This window comes from Desulfarculus baarsii DSM 2075 (genome assembly GCF_000143965.1).
In the GTDB taxonomy this organism is placed as follows: Bacteria; Desulfobacterota; Desulfarculia; order Desulfarculales; family Desulfarculaceae; genus Desulfarculus; species Desulfarculus baarsii.
In genome coordinates, this window is record NC_014365.1 from 1,329,107 (window position 1) to 1,355,450 (window position 26,344).

Annotated in this window: 24 protein-coding genes and 1 tRNA gene; 13 read left to right on the plus strand and 12 right to left on the minus strand. The window is 65.8% G+C overall.

Features of this window, described 5'->3' with window-relative positions:
- Positions 1-30: 30 nt before the first annotated feature.
- Positions 31-621, plus strand: a complete 591-nt coding sequence (locus DEBA_RS05885; RefSeq protein WP_013258001.1) for a hypothetical protein — start codon at positions 31-33, stop codon at positions 619-621.
- 17 nt (positions 622-638) lie between these two features.
- Positions 639-1,316: a 2-phosphosulfolactate phosphatase gene (locus DEBA_RS05890; protein ID WP_013258002.1), complete on the plus strand. Its 678-nt coding sequence runs from the start codon at positions 639-641 to the stop codon at positions 1,314-1,316.
- A gap of 4 nt (positions 1,317-1,320) precedes the next feature.
- Here DEBA_RS05890 and DEBA_RS05895 read toward each other — a convergent pair whose 3' ends face one another.
- From DEBA_RS05895 to sucC, 5 genes are all read right to left on the minus strand, one after another.
- Positions 1,321-2,526 carry a DegT/DnrJ/EryC1/StrS family aminotransferase gene (locus DEBA_RS05895; protein ID WP_013258003.1) on the minus strand — a complete coding sequence of 402 codons (1,206 nt, stop codon included), beginning with the start codon at positions 2,524-2,526 and terminating at the stop codon, positions 1,321-1,323.
- A 27-nt stretch (positions 2,527-2,553) separates the two neighbouring features.
- Positions 2,554-3,099 (minus strand): restriction endonuclease, encoded by a 546-nt coding sequence (locus DEBA_RS05900; RefSeq protein WP_013258004.1) that lies wholly within the window; start codon positions 3,097-3,099, stop codon positions 2,554-2,556.
- 38 nt (positions 3,100-3,137) lie between these two features.
- Entirely contained in the window at positions 3,138-3,767 is a 630-nt protein-coding gene (locus tag DEBA_RS05905; protein WP_013258005.1) for a hypothetical protein, read from the minus strand.
- A gap of 80 nt (positions 3,768-3,847) precedes the next feature.
- Positions 3,848-4,717 carry a succinate--CoA ligase subunit alpha gene (gene sucD / locus DEBA_RS05910; RefSeq protein ID WP_013258006.1) on the minus strand — a complete coding sequence of 290 codons (870 nt, stop codon included), beginning with the start codon at positions 4,715-4,717 and terminating at the stop codon, positions 3,848-3,850.
- The gene (gene sucC / locus DEBA_RS05915; protein ID WP_013258007.1) at positions 4,714-5,883 is read right to left on the minus strand and encodes an ADP-forming succinate--CoA ligase subunit beta; all 1,170 of its coding nucleotides are present in this window, start codon (positions 5,881-5,883) and stop codon (positions 4,714-4,716) included. The genes sucD and sucC overlap by 4 nt, the downstream gene beginning before the upstream one ends.
- Positions 5,884-6,014: 131 nt before the next feature.
- Here sucC and DEBA_RS05920 point away from each other — a divergent pair.
- Positions 6,015-6,091, plus strand: a tRNA-Met gene (locus DEBA_RS05920).
- 127 nt (positions 6,092-6,218) lie between these two features.
- Here DEBA_RS05920 and DEBA_RS05925 read toward each other — a convergent pair.
- The 6 genes from DEBA_RS05925 to DEBA_RS05950 form a co-directional block, all read right to left on the minus strand.
- Positions 6,219-6,746, minus strand: a complete 528-nt coding sequence (locus DEBA_RS05925) for a class I SAM-dependent methyltransferase (RefSeq protein ID WP_222832042.1) — start codon at positions 6,744-6,746, stop codon at positions 6,219-6,221.
- A gap of 146 nt (positions 6,747-6,892) precedes the next feature.
- Positions 6,893-8,185: a hypothetical protein gene (locus DEBA_RS05930; protein WP_013258009.1), complete on the minus strand. Its 1,293-nt coding sequence runs from the start codon at positions 8,183-8,185 to the stop codon at positions 6,893-6,895.
- Positions 8,182-9,015 carry an outer membrane lipoprotein-sorting protein gene (locus tag DEBA_RS05935; RefSeq protein WP_013258010.1) on the minus strand — a complete coding sequence of 278 codons (834 nt, stop codon included), beginning with the start codon at positions 9,013-9,015 and terminating at the stop codon, positions 8,182-8,184. The genes DEBA_RS05930 and DEBA_RS05935 overlap by 4 nt, the downstream gene beginning before the upstream one ends.
- Before the next feature lie 70 nt (positions 9,016-9,085).
- Positions 9,086-11,551, minus strand: coding sequence for an efflux RND transporter permease subunit (locus DEBA_RS05940; protein ID WP_013258011.1), 2,466 nt, complete (start codon positions 11,549-11,551; stop codon positions 9,086-9,088).
- Between the two features lie 65 nt (positions 11,552-11,616).
- Positions 11,617-12,081: a MarR family winged helix-turn-helix transcriptional regulator gene (locus tag DEBA_RS05945; RefSeq protein ID WP_013258012.1), complete on the minus strand. Its 465-nt coding sequence runs from the start codon at positions 12,079-12,081 to the stop codon at positions 11,617-11,619.
- A 400-nt stretch (positions 12,082-12,481) separates the two neighbouring features.
- On the minus strand, positions 12,482-13,006 hold the full coding sequence (locus tag DEBA_RS05950) for a cysteine hydrolase family protein (protein WP_013258013.1): 525 nt from the start codon (positions 13,004-13,006) through the stop codon (positions 12,482-12,484).
- Between the two features lie 451 nt (positions 13,007-13,457).
- Here DEBA_RS05950 and DEBA_RS05955 point away from each other — a divergent pair, with 451 nt between their 5' ends.
- Entirely contained in the window at positions 13,458-14,468 is a 1,011-nt protein-coding gene (locus DEBA_RS05955) for an alpha/beta hydrolase (RefSeq protein WP_222832043.1), read from the plus strand.
- Between the two features lie 40 nt (positions 14,469-14,508).
- Here the strand turns inward: DEBA_RS05955 and DEBA_RS05960 are convergent, their stop codons facing one another.
- A complete protein-coding gene (locus tag DEBA_RS05960) occupies positions 14,509-16,305 on the minus strand; it encodes a cache domain-containing protein (RefSeq protein WP_013258015.1) in 1,797 nt (598 codons plus the stop codon).
- Between the two features lie 289 nt (positions 16,306-16,594).
- Between DEBA_RS05960 and DEBA_RS05965 the strand changes: the two genes are divergently transcribed.
- The 9 genes from DEBA_RS05965 to DEBA_RS06005 all read left to right on the plus strand — a co-directional run bounded on the left by DEBA_RS05965 (position 16,595) and on the right by DEBA_RS06005 (position 26,113).
- Positions 16,595-17,416: a methyltransferase domain-containing protein gene (locus tag DEBA_RS05965; RefSeq protein WP_013258016.1), complete on the plus strand. Its 822-nt coding sequence runs from the start codon at positions 16,595-16,597 to the stop codon at positions 17,414-17,416.
- Positions 17,417-17,699: 283 nt separating this feature from the next.
- Positions 17,700-18,407, plus strand: a complete 708-nt coding sequence (locus DEBA_RS05970; RefSeq protein WP_013258017.1) for a GTP-binding protein — start codon at positions 17,700-17,702, stop codon at positions 18,405-18,407.
- Positions 18,398-19,150, plus strand: coding sequence for an ATP-binding cassette domain-containing protein (locus tag DEBA_RS05975; protein ID WP_013258018.1), 753 nt, complete (start codon positions 18,398-18,400; stop codon positions 19,148-19,150). Before DEBA_RS05970 ends, DEBA_RS05975 begins: the two co-directional genes overlap by 10 nt.
- A complete protein-coding gene (locus tag DEBA_RS05980) occupies positions 19,147-20,058 on the plus strand; it encodes an ABC transporter substrate-binding protein (protein WP_013258019.1) in 912 nt (303 codons plus the stop codon). Before DEBA_RS05975 ends, DEBA_RS05980 begins: the two co-directional genes overlap by 4 nt.
- On the plus strand, positions 20,055-22,052 hold the full coding sequence (locus tag DEBA_RS05985; protein WP_013258020.1) for a TonB-dependent receptor plug domain-containing protein: 1,998 nt from the start codon (positions 20,055-20,057) through the stop codon (positions 22,050-22,052). Before DEBA_RS05980 ends, DEBA_RS05985 begins: the two co-directional genes overlap by 4 nt.
- A 4-nt stretch (positions 22,053-22,056) precedes the next feature.
- Positions 22,057-23,073 carry a substrate-binding domain-containing protein gene (locus DEBA_RS18335; protein WP_013258021.1) on the plus strand — a complete coding sequence of 339 codons (1,017 nt, stop codon included), beginning with the start codon at positions 22,057-22,059 and terminating at the stop codon, positions 23,071-23,073.
- Positions 23,070-23,828 carry an ABC transporter permease gene (locus DEBA_RS05995; RefSeq protein WP_013258022.1) on the plus strand — a complete coding sequence of 253 codons (759 nt, stop codon included), beginning with the start codon at positions 23,070-23,072 and terminating at the stop codon, positions 23,826-23,828. The genes DEBA_RS18335 and DEBA_RS05995 overlap by 4 nt, the downstream gene beginning before the upstream one ends.
- Positions 23,825-24,427 (plus strand): ATP-binding cassette domain-containing protein, encoded by a 603-nt coding sequence (locus DEBA_RS06000; RefSeq protein WP_013258023.1) that lies wholly within the window; start codon positions 23,825-23,827, stop codon positions 24,425-24,427. The genes DEBA_RS05995 and DEBA_RS06000 overlap by 4 nt, the downstream gene beginning before the upstream one ends.
- Positions 24,428-24,616: 189 nt before the next feature.
- Positions 24,617-26,113 (plus strand): potassium/proton antiporter, encoded by a 1,497-nt coding sequence (locus DEBA_RS06005; protein ID WP_013258024.1) that lies wholly within the window; start codon positions 24,617-24,619, stop codon positions 26,111-26,113.
- The last annotated feature ends 231 nt before the right edge of the window (positions 26,114-26,344 follow it).

A 26,344-nucleotide genomic window follows, 5' to 3' on the forward strand; every position in this document is an offset into this window, starting at 1 on the left:
CGCGCCGCGCGCGACCACACGGGAGTGACCATGAAAACCATTTTCGCCCGCGCCACGACCTTCTGCCTGCTCATCGCCGCCGCCATGGCCCTGAGCGCCTGCGGCGGCCAGGCCGCCCGCGACTACTACGCCGATTATTACACCCAGCAGCTCGACACCTATCCCAACACCATGCTCACCTACGACACCGGCCTGAGCCAGTGGAGCTTCAACGACGACGTCTTCGACGTGACCATCACCCTGGAGGAAGACCAGGACTACGCCTTCAACATCGTTTTGCATAACACCTCCGACGGGCCCCTGGTCATCGACTGGAACCGCGTCTTCTATGTCGACATCAACGGCCAGACGCACCACGCCATCCACAACGGCGTGGATTATTTCAGCCCCATGGCCGCCCAGCATCCCACCGCGCTGGCCGCCGGCGCGACCCTGCGCGACCTGGTGCGACCGGCCAACCTGGTCGAGGAAGACGGCGCGGTGCGTTTCGCGCCGCCCAGCGGCAACGATATCGCCGCCTGGGGCGATTGGCCCGCCGAGGTCACCTTGCTGATCCCGGTGCACAGCGAGTTCGGCGAGAAGGTCTATCGTTTCCCGCTGGACGTGAGCCAGCCCTACTAGAGCCGCTGGCCGTGACCATGGAGATCGACATCGTCTCGCCGGCCGATGATCTGGAGTCGCTGGACGGCGTGGTGGTGGTGCTGGATATCTTTCGCGCGTCCAACACCATCCTGGCCCTGCTGGCGGCCGGGGCGGGCAGGGTCTTTCTGGTGAATGAACTGGACGCGGCCCGCCGCCTGAAGGCCGCCAGGCCCCGGGCGGCCCTGCTGGGCGAGCGCGGCGGGCTGCCGCCAGCCGACTTTGACGGCGGCAACTCGCCGGCCCAGGCCGCCCGGCTCACGCGGCCGGGCCGGGAGGTCATCCTGACCACCTCGGCCGGCACCAAGGCCATCCACCGCCTGGGCGGCGCGGCGCGGGTGTTTTATGGCGCCTTTGCCGGGGCCGCCGCCTTGGCGCGGGCCATCGAGGAGTGTGCGCCACGGCGGGTGAGCCTGCTGGCCATGGGCCTGGAGGCCCGCCAGCCCGCCGACGAGGACGACGCGGCGGCCTGGTTCCTGGCCCAGCGCCTGCGCGGCCAGCGACCCGATTTCGCCGCCATCCGCCGCCGGCTGCTGGACTGCCCCGGCGCGCGGCGTTTGCGCCGCCTGGGCCAGGCCGACGACCTGGAGTTCTGCCTGAGCCTGGACAGCCAGGCCATCGTTCCGCTGGCGCGTTTTGGCCAGCCCGCGCCCTGGGCCGAGGCCTACCGCCCCTGACCCGTCAGCCGGCCAGCAGGCCGCGCACGCTGTCGATGACGTAGGCCGCGTCGTCGTCGGTCATGTCGGGGAACAGGGGCAGGCTGATCTGGCCGTCGTAGACGCGCTCGGTGGCGGGCAGATCGCCCCGTTTATAACCGAAATTCTGCTGATAATACGGATGGATGTGCACGGGAATATAGTGCACGCCCGCGCCGATGTTGCGCTGGGCCAGGGCGGCGATCATCGCTGTTTTGTCCAGGGGCGCGCCGGGCTCCAGGCAGATGGCGTAGAGGTGCCGGGCGTGGACGCCACGGCCCAGATCCTGGCAGACGCTCAGGTTCGTCAGGCCGCTCAGGCCCTGGTCGTAGATGGCGGCGAGCTGGCGGCGGCGCTGGTTGAAGCCCTCGACCTTGGCCAGTTGATGCAGGCCCAGCGAGGCGGCGATGTCGGTCATGTTGAACTTGAAGCCCAGCTCCACCACCGGCTGCCACCACGAACCGCCCTTGGCGTAGCGCTTCCAGGCGTCCTTGCTCAGGCCGTGCATGCCCAGCACGCGCAGCTTGTCGGCCAGGGCTTGATCGCGGCAGATCAGCATGCCGCCCTCGGCGGTGGTCATGTTCTTGTTGGCGTAGAACGAAAAGCAGCCCACGTCGCCGATGAGGCCCAGGTGGCGGCCCTGGTAGGTGGAGCCCACGCAGTGGGCCGCGTCCTCGATGACCTTCAGGCCATATTTTTGGGCCAGCTCCATCAGCGGGGCCATGTCGGCGGCCTGGCCGGCGTAGTGCACCGGAATCATCGCCCGCAGCCGGCCGCCCTCGGGGCCGACCATCAGGCCGGCGGCGTCCTTTTTGTAGCGCGTTTCGATGAAGCGCTCCAGCCAAACTGGGTCCATGGTCCAGGCCTGGGGGTCGATCTCGCAGAGCACCGGCCGGGCCCCCTGATGCGCCACCACCGCCGCCGTGGAGACCCAGGTGAAGCTGGGGACCAGCACGTCGTCGCCGGGGCCCAGGCCAAGTGCGGCCACGGCCAGTTGCAGCGCCGAGGTGCCCGAGTTGCAGGCCACGGCGTGGGGCGCGCCGCAAAAAGCGGCGAACGCCTCCTCGAAACGGTGGGTGCGCGGGCCGGTGGTGATCCAGCCCGAACGCAGGCATTCAATGATCTCGCGCTCTTCCTCGGGGCCAAACGACGGCCGCGAAAAGGGCAGGTAGTCTTGTCTGAGTGGCAGCATGATTTGTCCCCTCGGCTGTGTTGCGCGTCAGTTGCGCCTGATGGTTTTGCGTCCGGTGGCCACCGCTTGCAGCACGGCGCGGTCCCAGAGCTGGACGCCGTTGCTCTGGGCCAACAGTCGGGCCTGGCGCGAAAAACGGCTGCTGGCCACGACCATGGCCTGATCGGCGCCGTAATGCTGGCGGGCGGCGGCGGCCTGCTGCACGGCGGCCAGGCCGACCACGCCTTGATGGCGCTTGGCCTGGACGACGATGCTCTGGCCGTCGCGCCACAGCAATAGATCAGCCCCATAGTCGCCGCTTTTGGCCGTGGTTTTTACCTTGAATCCGTTGCGACGAAAGATGGCGGCCAGATAGCGCTCGAAGGTCTGGCCATCCATGGCGTCGATGAGATGCACGCCCGAGCGGTGGAGGCGCTGGGTTTTGATGTGCTGGATGACAAACGGCACGGCCACGGCCAAAAACAACGCCGCGGCCACGGCCAAGCCGTCGCGCCACTGGACGGGCAGGCCGCCGTGCTGGGCCGCCAGACGCGCGGCAAGCGCCAGCCCCGCCGCCCAAAGGGCCCACAACATTGATTTGACAAGCAATCCAGCCATCTTGGCCGAATAGTTTACCAGTCTTCCTGGATGCCGAACAGCAGATTGCTGAAACGACGCTTGCAGGCGCGGTCGGCCTCGATCTTGGCCCCCAGCCGGGCCATGAAGAGGTTTTCCGGCCGCAGGGCCACGTTGGGCTCGTTGGTGGGGTATTCGCGCAGGCCCAGACCCTCGACCAGGCTCTTGAGCGTCTGGCGATATTGGGCCATGGTCTTGCCGGTGTCGTCCAGATCCCACGTCCAGCAATAAGCCACCAGGTAGACGATACGCTCGTCGTTTTCCGGGCGCTGGACGACCATGGCCACCAGGGGCTTCATCAGCCCGCCGCCGCGTCGATTGCGCGCCGCCTCTACGATCAGCTCCATCATCGGCGGATCGGCCAGTTGGGTCCAGCGCTCATCGGCCATGGCCGGCCGCAGCAGGGCGTAGGCCACGATGGCCCGCCCCAGCAGGGCCACGGCCAACAGCGCCCCCGGCCGGGCCAACTGGCGTTGCAGGCTGGCCATATCCGGGAAAAACGAGCGATAGCGCTCGAACTGGCCAAAGCCTTCGTCCAAGCTCAGGCCTTCGAGCTGCTCGGGCGCGTCCAACAGGCGCAGGCTCACTTGGCCAAAGGGGGTGTCGATGATCTGGCCCTGGTCCATCCTGGCCGCCCCCGTTTCGCGTTAGGCCGGTCGGCCCGGGCTCGTCACCCGCGCCGACCGGCCCGTTGAGTCTTATGGCCCTAGCCCAGAACCTTGGCCACGGTCGCGCCGAAATCGCCCAGGCGGCGCACCACCGTGATGCCGGCGTCCTCCATGGCCGCCAGCTTGTCGGCGGCCTTGCCCTTGCCGCCGCTGATGATGGCCCCGGCGTGGCCCATGCGCTTGCCCGGCGGGGCGGTCAGGCCGGCCACGAAGCCAAACACCGGCTTGGGATAGCCGGCCTTGACCAGGGCCGCGGCCCGTTCCTCGGCGTCGCCGCCGATCTCGCCGATGGTGCAGACGGCCTCGGTCTGGTCGTCCGCGGCGAACAGCTTCAGCAGCTCCACGAAGCCCAGGCCGATGATCGGATCGCCGCCGATGCCGATGCAGGTGCTCTGGCCCAGACCGGCCTGGGTCAGTTGATGCACCACCTCGTAGGTCAGCGTGCCCGAGCGGCTGATCAGGCCCACCTTGCCGGGCTTGTGGATGTAGCCGGGCATGATGCCCAGTTTGCACTCGCCGGGGGTGATCACGCCGGGGCAGTTGGGCCCGACCATCAGCACGCCTCTGGCCCGCAGATAGGCCTTGGCCATGATCATGTCCTTGGCCGGGATGTGCTCGGTGATGACCACCACCAGCTTGATCCCGGCGTCGGCGGCCTCGCAGGCGGCGTCGGCGGCGAAGGCGGCCGGCACGAAAACGACGCTGACGTCCGCGCCGGTCTGGGCCACGGCCTGGGCCACGGTGTCAAAGACCGGCGCGCCCAAAACCGTGCTCCCGCCCTTGCCCGGCGTCACGCCGGCCACCACGTTGGTGCCGTATTCGATCATCTTTTCGGTGTGGAACATGCCCTCGCGGCCGGTGACGCCCTGCACCACCACCCGGGAATTTTTGTTGACCAGGATGCTCATTTGGACCCTCCCGCCACCTTGGCGATCTTTTCGGCCGCCTCGGAAAGTGACGCGGCCACTTCGAAGGCCAGGTCGCTTTCGGCCAGGATGCGCCGTCCTTCCTCGACGTTGGTGCCTTCCAGGCGCACCACCAGCGGCAGTTTCAGATCGACCTTGCGCGCGGCGGCCACCACGCCGGCGGCCAGCACGTCGCAACGCAAAATGCCGCCGAAAATGTTGATCAAAATCGCCTGGACATTCTGGTCTTCCAAGATGATCTCAAAGGCCTTGGTGATCATCTCCTCGGAGGCGCCGCCGCCCACGTCGAGGAAGTTGGCCGGCTCGGCTCCGGCCATCTTGATCACGTCCATGGTGGCCATGGCCAGGCCCGCGCCGTTGACCATGGTGCCCACGTTGCCGTTTAGGCGGATATAGTTCAGGCCCTGCTCGGTGGCGGCCAGCTCCAGGGGGTCGGTCTCCAGGGGATCCTTGAGGGCGGCCACGTCGGGCTGGCGCTTGAGGGCGCTGTCGTCAAAGTTGATCTTGGCGTCGACGGCCAGCAGATCGCCGGCGGCGGTGACCACCAGGGGGTTGATCTCCACCAGGGTGGCTTCTTTTTCCCAGGCCAGGCGCGCCAGGTTTTTCAATAGCGTTTCGCCCTGGCGCACCTGGGCGGCGTTCAGGCCGCAGCCGAACAGCAGCTTGCGCGCCTGGAAAGCCCACAGGCTCTGGCCGGGGTCGATGCGCGTGGCAAAGATGCGCTCCGGGGTCTTGGCGGCCACTTCCTCGATATCCATGCCGCCATCGGGCGAGGCCATCACGGCCAGGCACTCGGAGGCGCGGTCGAGCACCACGGCCAGGTAAAGCTCCTTGGCGATGGCCGTGGCCTGTTCGATCCACACCTTGCGCACCTTTTTGCCCTCGGGCCCGGTCTGGTGGGTGACCAGATGCATGCCCAGCATCTTGGCCGCGGCCTCGGCGGCCTCGGCGGCCGTCTTGACCACCTTGACACCGCCGCCCTTGCCCCGGCCGCCGGCGTGGATCTGGGCCTTGACCACGTAGCCCTCGGCGGCCAAGCCATTGGCCACGTCCTGGGCCTGGGCGGCCGATTCGGCCAAGCCGCCCTTGGGCACGGGCACGCCAAAGGCCGCGAGCATCTGTTTGGCCTGATATTCGTGTACGTTCATGGTGGGCGTCCTTCCAAAACTTGTACCGGTGAACGTTGATCACCCATCCTAACCCAAGCGGCCATGGCGCACAAGAGTTTGGCGCGGCGGTTGACAGGGGGGGCATCTGCCTATATAGTTCGATCACTTGACGCGGGGTGGAGCAGCTCGGTAGCTCGTCGGGCTCATAACCCGAAGGTCACAGGTTCAAATCCTGTCCCCGCTACCAAAACAAGCCAAGGGCCTGGGAGAAATCCCGGGCCCTTTTTGTTTACTGGCCTAATCCCGCCCAGGAGTGGGGAAAACGGGCCTGGGAGCCATGCGAAAAGAGGCGTCCCCGGCGCAAAGCCGCCTGGTCAGGACGATGGTTTTGCGAACAACGCCAGGTACAAGTATCCCATGTCTTGCACGCCGAGGGACATGAAGCCGCACGCCTCCAAGGCGTTGGTGATCCGCGTCGCCGTTGGTCGCATGGACCGTGGCGGCCCACAAGGGGAGTGCGGATTGCATTCGATGACGCCGAGCCTGCCTCCTGGCCGCAACACCCGGCCCATCTCCATGATCACCTCCTTCATGGCCTGGGCCACCGGCGGAATGTGCAGCACCGTGCCCAACAGTCCGGCCGTTATGGATTCATCCGGCAAGGGCAGCGGCCTGGTGATGTCGACCACCGCGGCGCGCACCTGGGTCAGGCCATGCATGGCGGCCTGGCGCGACAAATCCTCGATGCAGCCGGGCGTGATGTCGAAGGCGTGGACCATGCCCGTGGGCCCGACGATGCGCGCGGCCTCCAGGGCGTACTCGCCCAGGCCGCAGCCGGCGTCCAGGAAGGCGTCTCCCGGTTCGAGCCCCAGGGCGTCAAAAATGATTTGTGGATCCTGCATCCCGTAGCTCGACGGATGGCGGCGTTTTCCGGCGGGCGGATCGCTATGACGCCAAGTCTGCATGGCGAAATTCTCCCAGCATGGGGCAGCGTTGCAAGGCTGCCGGTTGTTGGCCGCGTCTCGTGCGCAACCTCGCGTTTGCCGCGCTAAAAACTATAGCGCAGGGACATATAGATATTCGTGTCGGCCTTGTATTGGCCGAACATGGTGTCGTCCCGTCGCCCGAGGAAGATGTTGGCGCCGATCTCCTGGTTGATGTTGTCGGTCCATTTATAGAGAATTTTCGGGCGCAGATAGGCGTCGCGGTCGCTTGGCGACCAGTAGCCGGAAAGGGACAGTTCCAGATTCTGGTTCATGAGCAGCTTGGTGAGCTGCAATGTCAGCACATGCCGCAACTCGTCCCGGGGCTGCTCACCCGTGAAGGTTTTTCGATATTGCTGATAATCCAGTTGCTGTTCCACATAGTATTGCACGCTGGCGTTGCAATCCCGGCCGATCTCCCGGGCGAAGCCGACGAGATAGCGCATTTCGGAGTTGTTGATGCGCGGATCGCGCCCGTCGGGGTCGTCGACGGAATCGTAGTAGGCCACCTCGATGTTGCCGATCCCTCCGGCCAGCGGTCCCCGGACGCTGGCGCCATGGACGCGCAGGCGCGGAAAGATGGCTTCTCCGGAAGCGGCGACGCCGCCAGGATTCTTCCAGAAGCCGCAATAGCCATAGAGGGCGAGTTCATAGGCCCCGACGGTCTGGTACAAACGAGCCGCGTACTCGGCGTCGGTAAACCACTGGTTGGGTTTTTCGAAATCCAATTCCGACTCGTTGCCGGCCAGGCGTCCCAGTGCGCCGTTCCAATACGAGATATATTGCCCCGTGATGAAACGGTCGCTGGCGAAAAGCGGCGTGAACACGAAATCCGCGTTGAGGAAATCCCAAAACAGGCTGGCTTTGACGCTGTCGGATGGCGTCTTGAGGTACTCGGCGTCCCGGCCGATGAAAAAGGACTGCCAGTCCTTGGGGAACAGGTCGTTGAGGAAGACCAGATCACCGGTGCCCCAGGTCAGCACCTGCCGCCCGATCTTGATGTCGAGGATTTCGGAGGGGCGCAGAAACATCCAGGCCTCGCGGGTGTCATAGCGGGCCCTTTCGAGGACGCCGTCGTACCAGACATCTCCTTTGAACTTGAACTGCGCCCAGTCGGTCTGCGTGGACGCCTCCGCCTGTAGCCGCGTCTCCAGGACGGAGGCGTCTTTCTCGTGGGGATCGGACTGGGTGCGGCAGCCGGTCCGGAGCTCCAGGAAACCGTGCACTTCCGGCGTGCTGAAGTGGTCTGGCAAGGACGCGGCCAGGCAGTCGCCCGCGACGGCCAGGACCAGGGCCGCCAGGGCCAGGCGGGAGACGATTCCCCGCCAGGCCCCGGCCGGAATGGTCGCGCCCATCATTGCATGACCTCTTTGGGCGCGCGCCGCAGATAGCGCTCGGTGAAAAGGTCGTCCGTCAACCCGGCGTTGTAGCGAATTCTGGTGAACACCATTTCCGTCTGGCCGCCGCTTTCCAGGTCTCTGGCCACCGAGCGGACAACCGTGGGGTAGACGACCCGCTGGCCATTTTCCGTGGCCTCGACGGGCTCCACGGCCATGACTTCGATCACCCGATACGGCCTGTTGTCGTCCTTGAAATATTCGATCTTCATGGGAAGGAAGGTGGTCTTGTCGATATGGGCGACGTACGAGGCGAACTCCACGGCGTCCGGGTTTTTCGGAGTATTTTTCACGACAAAATAGCTGTCCGTGGTTTCCAGAAGCTCATGGGCGTCCTCCTCGGGGCCGCGGCCGGAGATGTCCTCGTAGAGGAAATCCGACCCGACGAAACTCGTGCGCTTATCGCTGGCCGCGATACGCTTGACGAGGTCGAGGCTCGGCATATAGAGCCAGCGGTCGTCGTCTTTTCCCTCGCCGACGTGTTTGTGCACCATGAACACCATTCTGCGCACGTCCGATGGCTCAATGAAGTAGACGAAGTACTTCTGTTCGGCGTCCTTGGCGTCGGTGTTTTTGCGCATCATGTTGAATTGGCGCTTGCGCGTCCGGCCCTGCTTGTCGGTGATCGTCATGGTCGTCGTCCCCTGGGCGTCCGCCCCCTGGTACAGCGAGGCATGATTCGACCTGGCGATGATGGTTTCAACGGGCGGGGCGTCCTCGCCCGCGCCGCATTGGCCCGCGACGCTAAAGACGCCCAGCGCCATCAGGATAAGCCCGCATATTTTTTTCATTGCGCGTCTCCTTGCCGTTTTTTGTGTTCCAAGCGTTTCTTGCGAGATTTTCGCCCGCTTTGAGCGCGGCCTATTCCCTCCCGGCGTCATCGGCCGCGCCGCCTTTGGCTGCGCCGATCCCGACCGTGACCAGCGCCGGCCTGTCATGCGACGCCCCGGCATCCCCCTGGGTCGAGAAACGCCTGGCCCGGAAGAACCACCTCCTTCCCACCGTCAGGAGGGCCGGCAGCAGAACCAGCGTGACCACGCCGGAGATGATCAGAATGGAGAAAAGGAGGATGCCGGTCGTCTTGTAGGGGACCAGCGCGGCGACCAGCATGGGCAGAAAACCGAAAGCGATGATGATGACGTTGCGGCTGATGGCTCGGGCTGGTTCGCCGAACATCCGGGGGGCGGCCTTCTCCCAGGAGCCCGTTTGCGAAGTGATCTGCCGGCTGCGTTCCAGGAAGTGGATGGCGAAATCCACGGCGATGCCCAGGGAAATGGCCCCGAGGACGGCGACGGGCATGTCGTAATCAAGCCCGAGGAACCCAAGCGCGCCGTACATGAACATGATGGTCAGCGTCATGGGGATCATGCACAAAAATCCCCATGCGACCGACCGGAAAAGCACGGTCATCATGACCAGCACGATGATATAGCTTCCGGCCAGGGAACCGAGCATCCCCCAGAACATTTTTCCTTGAAAAATGTAGTTGATGTAATGCAGTCCGGCGAACTGGCACGACAATGCGACGGGCGGCTTGTTATTTTCGATATAGGACTGGATGGCCTTTACCGCCGCCTCGGTGCGCGTGCTGTCGCCGCTTTGAAACTGCATGAAGATGTTGGCCGAATCGAATTCCGGGGTTACGAAATGCCAGATGTCGTGCGGCTTGTGGCTTTGCTGGTATTGCATGACGCACTCGGCGACGGCCCCTTCCGTTGGCGGGATCCGATAATTCTCGGGCCTGCCGTCAACGAGTTCCTGGTGCACCTTGCGCACGATGTCGGCCAGGGACGTGCTTTTGCCGATGTATCGGTTCCTTTCCAGCCAAGTCTGCATGGCCGCCATGTAGTTGAGGACGTCCGGCCGCTTGAAGACCTCTTCCCCCTTTTTTGCATCCAAAACCAGCGACGCCGTATACGTGCCGCCGAAATGCCTGTTGAGCGCCGTGTCCGCCTCGCGAATGGGATGGCCCACGGCAAACCGCTTGGCATAGTTGTCGTTGATGGCAATCTGCGACATGCCCCAGACGGAAAGGGCGGTGCAAGCCAGGAACACGGCCAGAACCACCTTTGAGCGCTGGCAGGCGATTTCCCCCAAACGATGCAGCAGCCGCGTCAGCCAGGAATCCCGCCCCCCCCGGTGCGCCGCCATGCCGAAATCGCGCAACGTCCGCTCCGGCAGAAGCATGATGTAGGCGGGAACGAAGAGGATGGTGATGATCCAGGCGAACATGACGCCCACCCCGACAAACGCGCCGAACACCCTGGCCGGGGGAATGTCGGTGGTGACGAAGGAGAAAAATCCGGCGGCGGTGGTGAGCGAGGTATAGAACATGGGCATGAAAAGCGTGTTCATGACCTCTTTGATGCTTTCCTTGCGCCCTTTCTCCGCGGTGTAGACATCAAAAAACTCCGAGAGGACATGGATGGCGTCGCAGATGGAGATGGACATGAGAAAGATGGGCAGCATGGAACTGAGGATATGGACCGGCAAGCCCAGGGCGATCATGGCCCCCAGGGTGGCGACCACGGTCGCCGTGGCGATGAGCATGGGCAGGATGACCATGCTCCATCTGCGGAACATCGCGTAGAGCATGCCGAAGATCAGAACCATGGCCAGGGGCGAGGCAATGACCATCTCGCTGAACATCTCGACGCCGATGGCCCCTTCGGCCACGGGCAGCCCGGCGATGTGCCAGTCCTCGGCGTCGCCGAACTCCCTTATCTTTTCCCGCAGCGCCGTATAGACATCGTAGCTGAGGAGTTTGTCCGTCAGGGGCAGGTACAGGCACAGGGCCTTGCCGTCAGCCGAGACCATCTGACCCACGAGGAGCGGGTTTGACAGGGCCTTGTCGCGCACGGCCAGGGCCTCGGCCTCGGTGGTCGGCGGTCGACGCATGAGCCACTCGAAGGCGATGGTCCCCGGCCCGGCCTGGCGCATGTGATCCACCATCGAGGGGGCAACCATGTCCACCTCGATGACGCCCGTTGTTTTCCCCGGGTGCTTGGGGTCTTCGTAGCGCAGGGTTTTGGCGAAGCGGGTCAGTTCGAAGACATGGGCCAGGGTCCGCGGATTGAACACGCCATGGGGGTCGTTGTCCTTGATGACGCCGACGACGATGGTGTCGCTCAGGTCGAACCGTTTTTTGGCGGCGTTGTGAAAAACCCGCACGGGCTCGGTGGGCTCCAGCATGTTTTCCGGATCGGTATCCATGGTCATGTTCGGGAAAAACATCGCGAAAAAGACCATGATCGCCAAAAGCCCGAACGCGACCCACTTGGAGCGGTTGACCGCAAAGTCAATGAGCGAGGTCTTGGGTGTTTTCATGGGGCTCTCCAACCCTATTTAGTTAATTAGCTTAACCATTAGGTGAAAAAAAAGGGCCGCGCTGGCTAGCGCGAGAGACGATTGTCCATCACTTCTCCGATGGCTTCGAGCATCACGGAAATCGTGGCGATATGAGACAGGGAAAACCCGCGCAGACGCTCTATCAGGGCCGCCCTGTCCTGGCCATGGAATCGCTCGTGGGCATCAAACGCCTTTTGCCCAAGCGGCGTCAGCGTCAACTGGAATTCCTTATTGCTGTGCGGGGCCTGCTTTTTTTCGAGAAACCCCTTTCTGCACAGCCTGGACACCATCTGGGACGCCGCGCTTTTAGTGATGCCAAAGGCGTTGGCCACATCGGTGACGCTCATCTGCTTCTGGTTGCCCACGGCCTCGATGGTATGCGCCTCCCGGGTCGTGACCTCGACGCCCTCCTCGACAGGGATCGGCATTTCCTCGGTTCGGGCGTATTTGACGACCACAACCCGAAGTTGCCGCACCGTGGCCATGATGAGATCATCTTTTGTTTCCATACGTCCTCACGCTCCACCCGGCCGCCATGCCTTTTCCGTGGATGCCTTTTTTGCAATGGTAAATCTAATAAACCAAGTTGTCAAGCCCCCTCGTGGCCGTTCCGTTCGCCGGCCGTTCTCTGGTTGGAGGGCTGGTGTCCGCGTCGCCGTGGCCAGAGTTGGCGTTTTCGGCCCCCAGGGCAATACGGGAAGGAGACAGTTTTGGTCCGGTCATTGTCATTGCTCGCGCCGTCAGATGACAACTCACGTTTTTTGCTTGCCAGACTCTACCCCAAGCGCGCACCAGAAAGCCACAGTTTCAAATCCTGTCCCCGCCACCAGAACAAGCCAAGGGCCTGGGAGAAAACCCGGGCATTTTTTTGTGGCGCTGGGGCGGCGAAAAATGCGGTTGGCTGGCCCTTCACGGCTCCAGGTGCGCGCCCAGGATCTTTTGCATGCGCTGGAGGGCGTAGGCGTGGGCTTGCTGGTCGAAGTCGGCCACGGCCTGGCTGTGCACCACGGCCTTGATGTCGCGGTTGCGCAGGTCGGAACAGGTCTCCATCACGCAGATGGATGTGCAGACGCCGCACAGATGCACCTCGTTGATCTGGCGGCGGCGCAGGATGTCGTCCAACTCGGTGCCGTAAAAGGCGCTGTAACGGCTCTTGCTCAGCCAATATTCGCCGGGCAACGGCTCGAAGCCGGGCAGCGGCGCGGCCCCTGGCGTGCCGGTCAGGCAGTGGGGCGGAAAAAGCCGAAACTCCAGGTCGTCGACGGGGTGGCTGTCGGCCACGAAGATGATCAACGAGCCTTCTTGGCGGTGTTGCTGGAGCAAGCGCCGCACCTCGGGCACGATGGCGGCGGCGTGGTCGCCGCAATAGAGCGCGCCGGCGGCATCAATAAAATCGTGCAACATGTCTATCACCAACAGCGCGCGGCCGTTCATGCCGAAACCTCCAGCGGGTTGACGGGCAATGGGTCGATGAATCGGGTTACCCTGGGCAAAGGTGGCACGGACGGCCCGGTTGGTCAAGGGGATCGATGCCCATGAGGCCAAGCTCGCGGGCGTCGGCGGCTAAGTCGGCGATGATTTTTGGTTTGCGCCGCGATGGGCGCGGCGTGCTATCCTCGCCGCCAGGAGCGCGAGGCCGCCGAGGAATAAACCATTCGGGAGCGTCACGATGAAAAAAACCTTCGCAATAGTTTTGTTGGCCTGTTTGGCGCTGTTGCGCGCCGTGGCTTTGGCGGCCGACCTCCCGGTCGCCTCGGCGGGCCTTGTGCGTAGCGAAAGCATGGGTGTCTACGACGTTGAGCGGCTCAACAAAATCCTGACCGAGGAACTCGGTCAGTTCACCACGACAAAAAACACGGTTGTCATGCCACCGGCGCGAAACGCCGTGAAGCTATATAGGATCGTTTATCGGACCGTGACGCCCGAGCAAGGCAATCGCCCGGTGTTGGCTTCGGGCTTGCTGGCCGTCCCCGTGGTGGGGCAGAAAAAACTGCCCGTGGTGTCCTATCAGCATGGCACGGTTTTTTCTAAAAACGAAGTCCCCTCGCACCCCGAACAATCCATGGAAACTCGCCTGATGATCGCCCAATTCGCCGGCAACGGCTACGTGGTCATCGGCGCGGACTACATCGGCAAGGGCCTGTCCCCCGAGCCGGACAGCTACATGGTGCGGGAAAGCACGGCGCAGGCCTGTCTGGACATGCTGTTGGCCGCCCGTCAGGCCATGGCCGGTTTGGGCCTGGAGGCCGCCGAGTTGTTCCTCAGTGGTTGGTCGCAGGGCGCGTGGAGCACGATGGTCTTTCGCAACAAGCTGGAGTCGTTGGGCGTTGCGGTGCGCGCCGCCGCCACGGCTTCGACCCCAAGCGACCTCTACCTGGTGGTGGCGCGCTGGATCAACAACCCATCGCCGCTGGACGCCGATTGGCTGGTCGGCGCGGTGGCGTTGCTGATCAACTCCTACGAAAACTATTACGGTTTGCCGGGCCTGAGCCAGGCGGCCATAAAAGAGCCGTATCGGCAAACAGCTCGCGACTTTTACGAAAATAAAATCGATTGGGCCACGGCCGAAAAGGCCCTGCCGGCCAAGGTGGCCCAACTGCTCGACGACGACTTCGCCAAGGCCAGTTCGTTGGTCGCCAACAGGTTCTTCCGGCTGCTGGGAGACAATCAGGCCTACCGTTGGCGCTACCTGACCCCCACGCGTTACTATTATGGCAAAAGTGACGAAGTGTTGCCGCCCTACGTGGCCACCGCGCCCGTGGAGTTCCAGAAAACGCTGGGCGGCGCGCCGGCTTTGGCCGTGTGCGCCGGCGACGCGGCCGATCACCGGGGGACTTTTGTGTTTGGCGTGGCCGATCAGAAGGCGTGGTTCGACCAGTTGCGCCAAGCGAAATGACGACCGCCAGGCGCGTTATGCGGACGCCAGTCTCCGGCGGCTAAGTCGACGACGGCAAGGCCTTGACGGCCGCCGACGACTCGGCGGAGGCCGGCGCGTCGTGGCGACCGCCCAGGACCATCTCTTGCAGGCCTTGGGCCAGTTCGGCCATCTGCCCGGCGCGGTCTTTCAGGCCATGGCTCAGTTCGGCGCTGTCCTGGGCCTGGCCGGCATTGGCCTGCACGGCGTTTTCCAGGCTGGCGACGGCCCTGGTGACTTGGTCGACGCCCGCGGCCTGCTCCTGGGCCGCCGAGGCCAGGGCCTCCACCAACTCGGCCATTTCCCGGTTGTGCCGGTCGGCTTGCTGGAAGGTCTGGCCGGCGGAGCTGGCCAGGGTCACGCCTTGGTTGATTTCCTCTTGGGACTGGGTCAACAGGCGCTGGGTGTCGCCGGCGGCCTGGGCCGCGCGGTGGGCCAGGCCGCGCACCTCGTCGGCCACGACGGCAAAACCCGCGCCGGCTTCGCCCGCCCTGGCTGCCTCCACCGCCGCGTTGAGGGCCAACAGGTTGGTCTGGAAGGCTATTTCGTCGATGGCCTTGACGATCTGGGATGTCTGATCGCCAGTGGTTTTGATGCGCTCCATGGCGGCCACGGTCTGTTCGATCATCGTTCCGGCCCGAGCCAGGGCCTGGGCGGCTTGTTGGCAAGACTCGGCGGCTTGGCCGGTGCGCTGGGCGTTGGCCCGGCCCTGGCCGGCGACCTGCTCCAGGGCGGCCGCGGCCTGTTCCAGCTCGGCGGCCTGCAGGCTGGTTTGGCTGGCCAACTGGCGGCTGGAGTCGCCCAGTCGCCAGGCGGCGCTGGTGACAGCCTGGGCCGATTCGCCGAGCCGCCCGGCCACCTTGCGCAGGGCGTTGCCGATGGCCCTGGCCGTCAGCAGGCTGATCGTCGCCAGCAGCAGCACCAGAAGCGCAGCCGCGCCCCAGCCGGCCCAGATCTCGCGGCGGGCCTGGGCCAGGGCCTGGCTTTGATCCAGGGGTAGGCCGAGCACCGCCACCGGCCGCCCTTGGTAATCTTTCAGCGCCGCCAGGTAGACCAACGTCTCGCGGCCATCTTGGACGACATGCCGCCAAGCGGGTAGACCCGTCCGCAAGACCGCGCGTAGGGCGTCGTCGCCATCCTCGCCCAGGCTGGGCTGATAGGTCTTGGCCCAGGGCTTGAATCCGCCTTGCCCATCCGGGGCCAATACCGCCAGGTCAAAACCGTGGCCGGCCTTGATCTCGGCCAGCAGGCCATCGTCCAGCGCCGCGCCGAACTCCACGCTGCCCAGGTGTTTGCCGGCCTCTTCGATGGGGGCCACGCCCCTGATGCCGGCCCCGCCCACGCCCACCTCCAGGCCGACCACGGCCCGGCGCTCGCGGTTGGCCTGGACGACGGTCTGGCGGAAAGACGACAGGTCGTCGCCATGTTTTTTGGGCTGGTGCGCCCGGAACAGGCTGGTGGCCGGCGGCAGGTGAAACTGGAGCTGGGCCATGCCCAACTGGCCCCGGCTTTCCTGGAAGGCGCTCAGGGTCAGGCGGCTCAAGGCCTCGGGGTCGCGGGCGGCCACGGCCTGGCGAGCCGCCGGCTGGGCGGCCAGGAACTGGGCCAGGGCCAAGGCTTGACGCCCACGGGCGGCGATGGCTTCGCTGACCGAAACCGCTCGCCCGGCCAGGCCATCCATGGCCGCCTGTTCCAACGCGCCCATGCGCTGCCAATAGATATACGCGCCGCCCAAAACGGCCATCAGCAGGCTGGACAGGACCAGTGGCGCGGCGATGCGCCATTTTATGGGCCAAGCGGAAAAACCGGACGAACTCATGCTATCCTCGACATGGTCACGGTATTGGATCGATTAAGATTTATTATGGCTGATAAGCTTCGGCGATGGCATGTTGACATCGGCGTCGGCGCCAAATTTCCAGATTTTGCCACGCTGTTTGACGCTCGGCGCGGCGTTTGGAGGCCGTAGCCAACGAAACCCAACTCGCCGGCGGTTGCGCTTGGCGCGGGCGATCGTGGACGAGAAGCGCAATCGCACCATATACCGCCATGTTACAGGCGTGTTACGGCCCCGTCAAGCCGGACCATGCCCCGCCGATGGAGCGATGATGAGTGACGCCGAGGCATATCTGGCCACGGGCTTCAAAGACGTCGACGCCAACCAAGACGCCGCCAAGCTCATCTCTTGTCTGTCTTTTTTGCGTTCCTTGCCCGCGGTGTCGGCGTACAAAAAGCGCGCATTGGCCGGCCTGCGGTTGGAGCCGGGAGGCGTGGCCGCCGATATTGGCTGCGGCCTGGGCCACGACCTGCCAGAGCTGGCCCAGGGCGTGGGGCCGGGCGGGGTGGTCGTCGGTGTCGACAGCAGCGGCAAGCTGCTGGCCGAGGCCCGGCGGACGGCGCGGCATCCCGCCGTTTGGCTGCTGCGTTGCGACGCGCACCGCCTGGCCCTGGCCGACGCCAGCCTGGACGCCGTCCGCGCCGACCGCACCTTGCAACACGTGGCCGACCCGGACCGCGTCATCGCCGAAATGATCCGCGCATTACGGCCCGGCGGCCGGCTGTGTTGCGCCGAGCCGGATTGGCCCTCTTTCGCCATCGACTGCGACGACGTGGCCACCGCCGCATTGGTCGCCGCCAGATGGCGCGGCGGCTTTCGCAACCCCGACATCGGCCACAAGCTGGCGGGCAAACTGCGCGCCGCGGGCCTGCAAGGCGTCTGGGTAGAGGGTTACGACCTGCTCGCCCAAGGGTTGGAGGCCGTTGACGCGGTCTATGACATCGGCGCCACCGCCCGGCTCCTGGCGGCCGATGATCCGCCCGCGGCGCGACGGCTGACCTCCTGGCTGGAGGGCCTGGCGCGCCGCGACCGCGCCGTCAGCGCCTCGGTCACCGTATTCGTGGTCGGCGGCCGCAAGCCGCCCACGCCATAGCCCCGCGCCGCCTGCCCCCGGGCAGCCCTCGTGAAGTCTCGTCCAGCGCTTTGACGCCATCGTTCCCTTGCCGCCAGCGCCAGGCGCGTCCGTCCTTGGTCAGTCAAAAATAAGATCGATCACATTTTATTAGATAGCTTTAATTTTTATTTGACTTAGAAATTAATTTTGTTTACCTAATCCAGACGCGGCCAGCGCCGTGGCAAACCTGGCAAGCCCCCGCTCGGGGCGTCGCGCCACCGCTCAACGCGGCTCGGCGATAACCAAATCAGCGAGAAGAATCATGAAGTTAATCATCGTAGCCGGCCCGCCAAGCGTGGGCAAAACAGCGGTGACAACCCACGTTGCGCGCCTGTGGCGGGCCAAGGGCGCACGGGTGTTGGCGGCCAAGTTCGACACCCAGAGCTCGGCCGACCCGGAGCGCTATCGCCAAAACCTGGGCGCGCCGTCCCTGGGCGGCCTCAGCGGTTACCTCTGCCCGGACCACTACTTCATTTCCAACCTGGAAGAAGTGGTCGAGTGGGGCCTCGGCCAGCGGGCCGACGTTTTGTTCGTGGAGACGGCCGGCCTGTGCCTGCGCTGCGCGCCCCATGTGGAGGGCGTGCCGGCGGTGACGGTCATCGACGCCTTGGGCGGCCTGGACGCGCCGGTCAAGGTGGGGCCCATGCTTTCGCTGGCCGACGTGGTGGTGTTGACCAAGGGCGACCTGGTCTCGCAGGCCGAGCGCGAGGTGCTGATGCTGGGCGTGCGGCGGGTCAATCCCACGGCCCTGGTCTTGTCGGTCAACGGCTTGACCGGCACGGGCGGCCTGTTGTTGCTGCGCTGGTTGATGGGGCAACCGGCCGTGGACCAGGTCGGCGAGCGCAGTCTGCGCCACGACATGCCGGCCTCGATCTGTTCGTATTGCACCGGCGAGCGCCGTGTGGGCCGCGTCTATCAGACGGGCAACGTGGAAAAGATAACGTGGGAGGCGGCCGAACCATGCGCGTGAATCAACTGGAGATTCTGGGAGGCCAAGACCGCGACGGCCGGCCTGAGCCCCTGGCCAGCCTACGCCTACGGCCTGGGCTGACCGTGGCCGTGGTTGGCCCCACCGGCTCGGGCAAAAGCCAACTTTTATCCGACATCGAACAACTGGCCAGGGGCGACACGCCGTCGGGCCGGCGGGTGCTGCTGGACGGCGCGCAGATAGACGCGCCGCCCACCGGCCTGGTGGCCACGCTCTCCCAGCGCACCAACTTCGTCATGGACGCCTCCGTGGCCAAGTTCATCGAGCTGCACGCCGCCTGCTTGGACAAGAGCGGCGGTGATTGGGCCGAGCGCGTCTTGAGCCTGGCCAACACCCTCTGCGGCGAGGCCTTTGGCGGCGACAGCCCCTTGCAGGGGCTTAGCGGCGGCCAGACCCGCGCCTTGATGATCGCCGATCTGGCCCTGATCTCCGACGCGCCGGTGGTGCTCATCGACGAGGTGGAAAACGCCGGCATCGACAAGCACCGCGCCCTGGCCGCCCTGGCCGGTCACGGCAAGATCGTCCTCACCGCCACCCACGACCCGGTCTTGATGCTCATGAACGATCTGCGCGTGGTCATGGCCGGCGGGGCCATGCAACAGGCCATCGCCATCGACGACGACGAACGCCTGGCGCGCCAACGCCTGGCCGAACTTGACGCCACCCTCCTGCGGGCCCGCGACCTGTTGCGCCAGGGCGCGCGCCTGGAAAAGGACAGCCTGTGAGCACCAGCTACCGCGTTCATTTGTCCGTTCCGCCCAACATCGCCCGCCATCTGCGCCAGGAGATCGCCGCGCGCTTTCCCGGCGCGCGGATCGACGGGCCACCCCTGCACGCCGAGATGCACGCCTTTGCCCGCGGCCTAGCCCGGGAAGAGCCGCCGGCCCTGGCCATCTCGCCATACCCCCAGTTGGCCGCGTCGGTGCTGGCCGCCGCGTCGGGGACGTTCGTCCCGCTGGCGCGGGATGTCGCGCCGCTGGCCCCGGAACTGGACGCCCTCGGACTGACGCCGCCCGCGCCGGAGCTGACGCTGATCTCGGTCTCGCCGGTGGCGCTGATCGCCAACAACCGCCATCTGCCCGAGCTGAGCGATTGGGCGGACCTCTGCCGGCCGGATCTGCCCGCGCCCCTGGGTTGCCCGCCGTCGGACACGCCCTTGCCCTACCTGCTGGAGATATTCTTCAGCGACCGTTTCGGCCGGGCCGCCCGGCCTTTGCTGGACACGCTCGACACCCAGAGCAACCCCCTGGACATCAACAAGCGGGTGGATTCGGGCGAACTGGCCGCCGGCGTGATTCTGCCGGCTCTGGGCCGCACCTTTCGCCTGGGCGGCGGCCGGCTGGTCTGGCCGCGTAGCGGGGCCTTGGCCATCCCCATGCTGGCCTGCCTAAGCGCCCAGGCCCCCGACGAGGCCCACGACATCGTGGCCTATCTGCTCTCGGAACAATGCCAAGCGTTTCTTTCGATCTCCGGCGGCCTGGCCCCATCGCGGGCCGGCGTCCCCGCCTTCGCCGAGCTGGCGGCCTGTGAGTGGGCGCTCATCTGGCCTGGATGGCAAACCCTCCTCGAAGTGGCGCGGATCATGGACGCCGCGCAGGGATCAACGATCGATCAACGGGAGAAAGGGAAATGAAACTGAAACGCAGCCTGCTTTTGGCGGCCGTGCTGGCCCTGGGCCTGGGCGTCCCGGCGGCCCACGGCGACGACACGACCCAACTGGACCCGATCATCGTCACGGCCCGTGGCCGGGCCTCGCAGCTTTCGGCCACGCCCGGCGGCGCGGCGGTGGCCGATTCCGACGAAATCGCCCTGCACCCCAAGGCCTCGGCGGCCTACGCCCTGGAGGACATCCCCGGTCTCAGCCTCACCGGCGACTCGGTCTGGGGCCGCGACATCGCCATCCGTGGCCTCACCGGAAACTCGGTGGTCGTGCTTGTCGATGGCCATCGCATCAACTCGGCCATCGACATGAACGCCCGCCTCAGTTTTGTCAACGCCATGGACATCGAACGCATCGAGGTGCTAAAGGGCCCCGTCAGCTCGCTCTATGGCTCGGGCTCCACCGGCGGCGTGGTCAACATCATCACCCGCAAGGGCGCTTTCAGCGACAAATGCCAAGCCCACGGCCGCGTGAGCCTGGCGGCCAGCAGCAACCCCCAGGGCGGCGACGCCTACGCCAGCGCCCATTTCGATTCGCCGAGCCTGTGGCTGTTCGCCTCGGCCGCCGGCCAGGATCATGACGATCTGCGCGGCGGCGACGACGAAAGAATTGCCAACAGCCAGTTCCGCGACGGCCAGGGTCGCGTGGCCTCGGGCTTCAAGCTGGGCCAGTTGACCACCCAGGTGCAGGTCATGCGCATGGAGGCCAACGACGTGGGCCTGCCCGGCGGCCCCTCGACCCTGCCGGCCGTGGCCCGCGTCAGCTATCCGCGCACTTCCAGCACCCTGGCCAGCCTGGATCTGACCTGGGATCGTGAGGGCCAGGCCCTGGGCCAGGTGGCTGGCTCGATCTACATCAACCAAAACGAACGCCGCGTGCGTGTCGACCGGACCGGCAACGCCGCCGTCAGCGCCATCGAGCCGGGGGCCGACCACGAGACCTTGGGCGGACAACTGCGCGCCAACCTCGACCTGGGCGCCCACGCCATCGTCGGCGGCGTCGACGCCTGGCAGTGGACCATGGACTCGTGGCGCAGACGCTTTCTGACCGTGGGCCGCGTACTCTACGACAACCCCGTGCCCCACGCCGTGCAGACCTCGGCCGGCGTCTTCGCCGAGGACGACTGGACCCTCAGCGATGCCTTCACCCTCAACCTGGGCGCGCGCCTCGACCGCCTCCAGACCAAAAACGACGCCGGCAACGGCTTCGCCTCCGGCGACGAAAGCGACCTGGGCTGGAACGTTCACGCCGGCCTGACCCATAAGATCAGCCAGGCCTGGTCGCAGACGGCCATCATCGCCTCCAGCTACCGCGCCGCCGACGTCCTCGAGCGCTACAAATACATCGACCTGGGCGGTGGCCAGGTGCTCTACGGCAATCCCGACCTCAACCCCGAGACCTCGCTCTTTGGCGAATACGGCCTGCATTATCAGGCCAAGCCCTTCAAGGGCGACCTGCGTTTGTTCGCCAACCAACTCCACGACTATATTTCGCAAAAACGCATCAGCGCCACCCGCCTGGAGATGTGCAACGTCGGCCAGGCCCGCATCTTTGGCGCCGAGTTGGAGGGCCGCCTCGATCTGGGCCACGGCCTGGCCCTGTTCGCCAACGCCACCGCCCTGGACGGCCGCGACGAAAACGCCGACGAGCCCCTGCGCTACATCGCCCCCATCTCGGGCATGGCCGGCGTGGACTTCGTCACCGGGCCGTTCTGGGCGCGCCTCGACACGCGCTGGGCCCTGGATCAGAACGAAACGCCCGCCGACGTGGAGGAGACCGGCGGTTACGCCACCCTCAACCTGGCCGGACGCTATCGTTTCGCGGCGCTGGGGCTCAACCACGAATTGCTGTTGACCGTGGACAACATCCTCGACACCCGCTACGAGAGCTATCTCTCCAACGCCCGGGGCATTGAACTGCTGGAGCCGGGCGTGGCGGCGGCGTTGACCTACACCCTGGAGTTCTGAAACCATGCGCCGAGCCGTCTTCAGCGTGATCGTCATCTTGGCCGTGGGCGGACTCGGCGCGTTTTACCTTTTCTCCGACCGCGCGGCGTCTCCGACGGCGGAGCAGGGCCCCGACGCGCCGCCAAGGCTGGTTTTTTACACATCCTTTGGCGCCACCACGCCGCAGATTCCCTTCTGGGGCGCGGTGAAGGCCGGCTGGCCCGGCGGGGCAGGGCTGGAGACGCGCCTCTGGAAGGACTTGGACGACCTGCGTGGGGTGATCATGGCCGGCCGCGGCGATATCTGGCTGGGCCACAGCGAGGGCCTGGCCCAGGCCGCCCTGCGCGGCGCGCCGGTGTGCTTTTTGGCCGTCACGGGCTGGCGCAAGTTTTACTTCCTGAGCGCCGACCCCGCGGCCGTCGATCTGGCCAGCCTGGCCACGCTCAGCCAGGCCCAGAACAGCCCGCTGATGGTCACCCCGCCCGACAGCCCGGCCATGGCCATCCTCGACGATGTCGCCGCCCGGGGCGGGCCGCGCTTTGTCACCGCGCCCCATGCGCCGCGCCAACTGGCCCTGCTGGCCCTGCGCGGCCAGGCCCGGCACATCCTGGCCCCGGAGCCGCTGGTTTCGCTGCTGCTGACCAAGGCCCCCGGCCTGCGGGTGGTGGCCAGCCTGGAGGACGAGCACGCCAAGCTCACCGGCGGTCCGGCCCGGCTGCCCATAGCCGGCCTGGCCATGCACGGCGAGCTGGCGCGCCGCCGGCCGGAGCTGGCGCGCCAACTGCTGGCGGCCATGGAGCGGGTGGCCGCCGATCTGGCCGATGATCCGGCCGCCGGCTTGGCCCTGTTGCCGCCGGAGGTGGCTGGTGAGCTTGGCCCGGATGTTTTGCGCCTTTCGCTATCGCGCGACATGATCATGACCCGGCCGACCGCCCAGGTCCGCCAGGAGGTTTTGGCCTATCTGCGCCTGGTCATGTCGCCGGCCGATCGCCAGCGTCTGGATCAACTGCCCGAGGGCTTTTGGGGACCGCCCGCGCCATGAAACGTCTTTGGCCTTTCGCGGTTTCGCTGGCGGTGATGCTGGCCTTGGGTTGGCTGGCCACCTGGCTGCTTGGCCCGGAGCTGGCCCCGCCGCCGCCGTTGGTTTGCGCCGAGATGTGGCGGCTGTGCCTGGACGGCCAGATGTTTGGCGAAATGGGCGCGACGGTGGTCCGCGCCCTGGCCGGGGTGGCGGCGGCCAACCTGCTGGGCCTGGGCCTGGGCCTGGCCGCTGGGCTCTGGCCGGCGGCGCTGCGGGCGCTGGCCCCGTTGGTGGCGGCGTTGCAGGCCTGTCCGCCGGTGGTCTGGATCTCGTTGGCCATGATCTGGGCCGGCACTGGTTCGCTGGTGCCGATGCTGGCCGTTTTCGCCGCCACTCTGCCGCCGCTGTTTTTGAACGTGGCCCAGGGCGTGCTGGCCCTGGACCGCCGCCTGTTCGACATGAGCCGGCTCTACGACGTGCCCGCCGCCACGCGCCTGCGACGCTTTTGGTTGCCGGGCGTGCGGCCCTATTGGCTGGCCGCCTTTTCGCAAACCCTGGCCTCGGGCTGGAAGGTGGCGGCGGTGGCCGAGTTTCTGGGCAGCCATCAGGGGGCCGGCGCGCGGATTTTCTGGGCCTATCGCCGCATGGATCTGGTGGATCTCTACGCCTGGACGGGCGCGCTGGTGCTGCTGGGCGTGGTGTTGGAGTACGGCCTGGTGGCCCCCTTGCGCCAGGCCGCCGGCCGCAACGGCCGAAAAAAGGAGGCCGTCTCGTGATCGAACTGCGCGGCGTGAGCAAGCGCCTGGGCCGCAAACTGGTGATCCGCCGGGCCGACCTCGTCGTTCGTCCCGGCCAGATCGTCTGCCTGAGCGGGCCCTCGGGCGTGGGCAAAACGACCCTGTTGGAGATCATGGCCGGCCTGACCAAACCCGACGCCGGCCTGGCCCGTCGCCAGGGGGCCGTGGCCCTGGCCTTTCAAGACGACGCCCTGCTGCCCTGGTTGGACGCGGCCGGCAACATGGACTACGCCCTGGCCGCCTTGCCGCCAGACCAGCGCCGGGAGCGCCGGCGCTTTTGGCTGGAGCGCTTTGAACTGCCGCCGACCCTGCGGCCGGAGGCCATGAGCGGCGGCATGCGCCGCAGGCTCAACCTGGCCCGGGCCCTGGCCAGCCAACGACCCATCTTGCTGCTGGACGAACCCTTCGCCTTTTTGGACCTGCCGTGGCAGGCGAAAGTGGCCGCCGAACTGGCCGCCGCCGCCCATGTCGGCGCGGCGGTGGCTCTGGTCAGCCACCAACTGGAGCCCCTGGACGGCCTGCCTTGCCGGACCATCGCCGTGTCCGCAAGCCCCGTGGACATCGTCGCCGACGCCTGAACGCCGCGCTCATCATCAGCCAAAAGCGCGGCAGGTGTTGACACCGTGGCGGCGGCGCGGCATGTTTGAAACGTGCACTGCATCATGCCCGGCGTGTCGGCGCGGCGGGCGCGCGGCACTTTTCAACGCGTCGCCGCCGGCAGATCGCCCGGCGACCCCCGGCCACCACACCGACAAAGGCGTACTCCCGTGGATTTCACCCTTGCCCTGGGCGTCACCGGTTTTCTGCTGCTCTTGAGCGTTTTCGCCAGCAAGCTCTCCGAGCGGGTGGGCGTGCCGGCGCTGCTGCTTTTCTTGGGCCTGGGCATGCTGGCCGGCGTGGATGGCCCCGGCGGCATCCAGTTCGACGACGCCCAACTGACCAACGCCGTGGGCGCCCTGGCCCTGACCTTCATCCTTTTTGACGGCGGTTTCAACACCCGCTGGTCATCGGCCAGGCCGGTGCTGCTCACCGGGACGATCCTCTCGACCCTGGGCGTGATGCTCACCTGCGGCTTCATGGCCGCCTTCGCCCATTGGGCGATGGGCTTGCCCTTGGAGACGGCGCTGCTGCTGGGGGCCATCGTCTCTTCCACCGACGCGCCGGCGGTCTTCGCCATCCTGGGCGGCAAGAGCCTGGGCCTGAAAGGCCGGCTCAAACCGCTGCTGGAGTTTGAATCGGGCAGCAACGACCCCACGGCGGTTTTTCTGACCCTGGGCGTGCTGGAAGTGCTGATCAACCCCCAACCGGCGGCGCATTGGGGCGTTTTGTTGGGCAAGTTCGTGGCCCAGATGGTCTTGGGCGCGGCGTTGGGCCTGGCCATGGGCTGGCTGGCCACCAGGGCGTTAAGAAAGGTGCGCCTGGATTACGAGGGGCTTTATCCGGTCTTTGGCGTCTGCGTGGCGCTGATCTGCTACAGCCTGACCGCCTACGCCCACGGCAATGGCTTTTTGGCCGTCTACATCTGCGGCATGGTCATGGGCAATGGCGACTACCTCTATAAGCGCAGCCTGAACAAGTTCCTCGACGCACTGTCGTGGATCATGCAGATCGGCATGTTTTTGGTGCTGGGGCTGTTGGTCAACCCGCGCGATCTGGGCGAGGTGGCCCTGACCGGGCTATCGGCGTCGTTGTTTTTGATGCTGGCGGCCAGGCCGGCGGCGGTGCTGCTGGCCATGCTTGGCAGCGGCTATTCACTGCGCGAGCAGCTTTTCGTGGCCTGGACCGGCCTGAAAGGGGCCGCGCCGATCATCCTGGCCACCTATCCGCTGATGGCCGGCTACGACCAGGGCCACTTTTTGTTCAACCTGATCTTTTTTTTGGTGCTCACCTCGGTGCTGTTACAAGGCAAGACCTTGCCCCTGGCGGCCCGGCTGCTCAAGGTCGACCGGCCCTTCCAGCCCGACCCCAGCTATCCGCTGGAGTTCAACCGCACCTTCATGGGCAGCGACAACACCCAGGACGTGGCCATCGAACCAGGCGCGGCGATCATCGGCCGCCAGGTGCGGGAGCTGGGCCTGCCCAAGGGCGTGCTGATATTGTTGATCCACCGCGACGGCAACTTTCTGGTGGCCACCGGCGAAACCGCGTTGGAGGCGGGCGACAACCTGCTTTTGTACGGCCCTAAAAACGATCTGCGCGCGGCCCAGGCGATATTGCTGCGCGCCTGCCGTTCGGGCCAAGACGGCGTCTGCCCGGAAGATTAGGCGAAAAAACATGGGCGCAATCGGGCGAGACGGCGCGCCCTGTCAGAGGCCAGACGCGCCCGCGCGGCGGCAAGAATAACCGCCGCGACGACATCGAGAGTGCTGCACGGGGGCGTCCTGCCCCGTGCAGCACTCTCATTTTTGCTGTGGGGGATGTTGAAAAAGAAAAGGCCGCCTGGCGGGGGGCGGCCTGAGTCAGGTGAATACTATATCTGCATATCTGCACAATCT

Excerpts from the sequence above, each read along its gene's own strand:
- DEBA_RS05900 (WP_013258004.1), bottom strand. The coding sequence starts at position 3,099 with ATGTTGTGGGCCCTTTGGGCGGCGGGGCTGGCGCTTGCCGCGCGTCTG.
- DEBA_RS05950 (WP_013258013.1), bottom strand. The coding sequence starts at position 13,006 with ATGAACGGCCGCGCGCTGTTGGTGATAGACATGTTGCACGATTTTATT.
- DEBA_RS05890 (WP_013258002.1), top strand. The coding sequence starts at position 639 with ATGGAGATCGACATCGTCTCGCCGGCCGATGATCTGGAGTCGCTGGAC.
- DEBA_RS05940 (WP_013258011.1), bottom strand. The coding sequence starts at position 11,551 with ATGAAAACACCCAAGACCTCGCTCATTGACTTTGCGGTCAACCGCTCC.
- DEBA_RS05925 (WP_222832042.1), bottom strand. The coding sequence starts at position 6,746 with ATGCAGGATCCACAAATCATTTTTGACGCCCTGGGGCTCGAACCGGGA.
- DEBA_RS05930 (WP_013258009.1), bottom strand. The coding sequence starts at position 8,185 with ATGATGGGCGCGACCATTCCGGCCGGGGCCTGGCGGGGAATCGTCTCC.
- DEBA_RS18335 (WP_013258021.1), top strand. The coding sequence starts at position 22,057 with ATGCGCCGAGCCGTCTTCAGCGTGATCGTCATCTTGGCCGTGGGCGGA.
- DEBA_RS05945 (WP_013258012.1), bottom strand. The coding sequence starts at position 12,081 with ATGGAAACAAAAGATGATCTCATCATGGCCACGGTGCGGCAACTTCGG.
- DEBA_RS05885 (WP_013258001.1), top strand. The coding sequence starts at position 31 with ATGAAAACCATTTTCGCCCGCGCCACGACCTTCTGCCTGCTCATCGCC.
- DEBA_RS05995 (WP_013258022.1), top strand. The coding sequence starts at position 23,070 with ATGAAACGTCTTTGGCCTTTCGCGGTTTCGCTGGCGGTGATGCTGGCC.
- DEBA_RS05975 (WP_013258018.1), top strand. The coding sequence starts at position 18,398 with ATGCGCGTGAATCAACTGGAGATTCTGGGAGGCCAAGACCGCGACGGC.
- sucD (WP_013258006.1), bottom strand. The coding sequence starts at position 4,717 with ATGAGCATCCTGGTCAACAAAAATTCCCGGGTGGTGGTGCAGGGCGTC.
- DEBA_RS05905 (WP_013258005.1), bottom strand. The coding sequence starts at position 3,767 with ATGGACCAGGGCCAGATCATCGACACCCCCTTTGGCCAAGTGAGCCTG.
- DEBA_RS05965 (WP_013258016.1), top strand. The coding sequence starts at position 16,595 with ATGAGTGACGCCGAGGCATATCTGGCCACGGGCTTCAAAGACGTCGAC.
- DEBA_RS05935 (WP_013258010.1), bottom strand. The coding sequence starts at position 9,015 with ATGAAAAAAATATGCGGGCTTATCCTGATGGCGCTGGGCGTCTTTAGC.
- DEBA_RS05970 (WP_013258017.1), top strand. The coding sequence starts at position 17,700 with ATGAAGTTAATCATCGTAGCCGGCCCGCCAAGCGTGGGCAAAACAGCG.
- DEBA_RS05985 (WP_013258020.1), top strand. The coding sequence starts at position 20,055 with ATGAAACTGAAACGCAGCCTGCTTTTGGCGGCCGTGCTGGCCCTGGGC.
- sucC (WP_013258007.1), bottom strand. The coding sequence starts at position 5,883 with ATGAACGTACACGAATATCAGGCCAAACAGATGCTCGCGGCCTTTGGC.
- DEBA_RS05895 (WP_013258003.1), bottom strand. The coding sequence starts at position 2,526 with ATGCTGCCACTCAGACAAGACTACCTGCCCTTTTCGCGGCCGTCGTTT.
- DEBA_RS05960 (WP_013258015.1), bottom strand. The coding sequence starts at position 16,305 with ATGAGTTCGTCCGGTTTTTCCGCTTGGCCCATAAAATGGCGCATCGCC.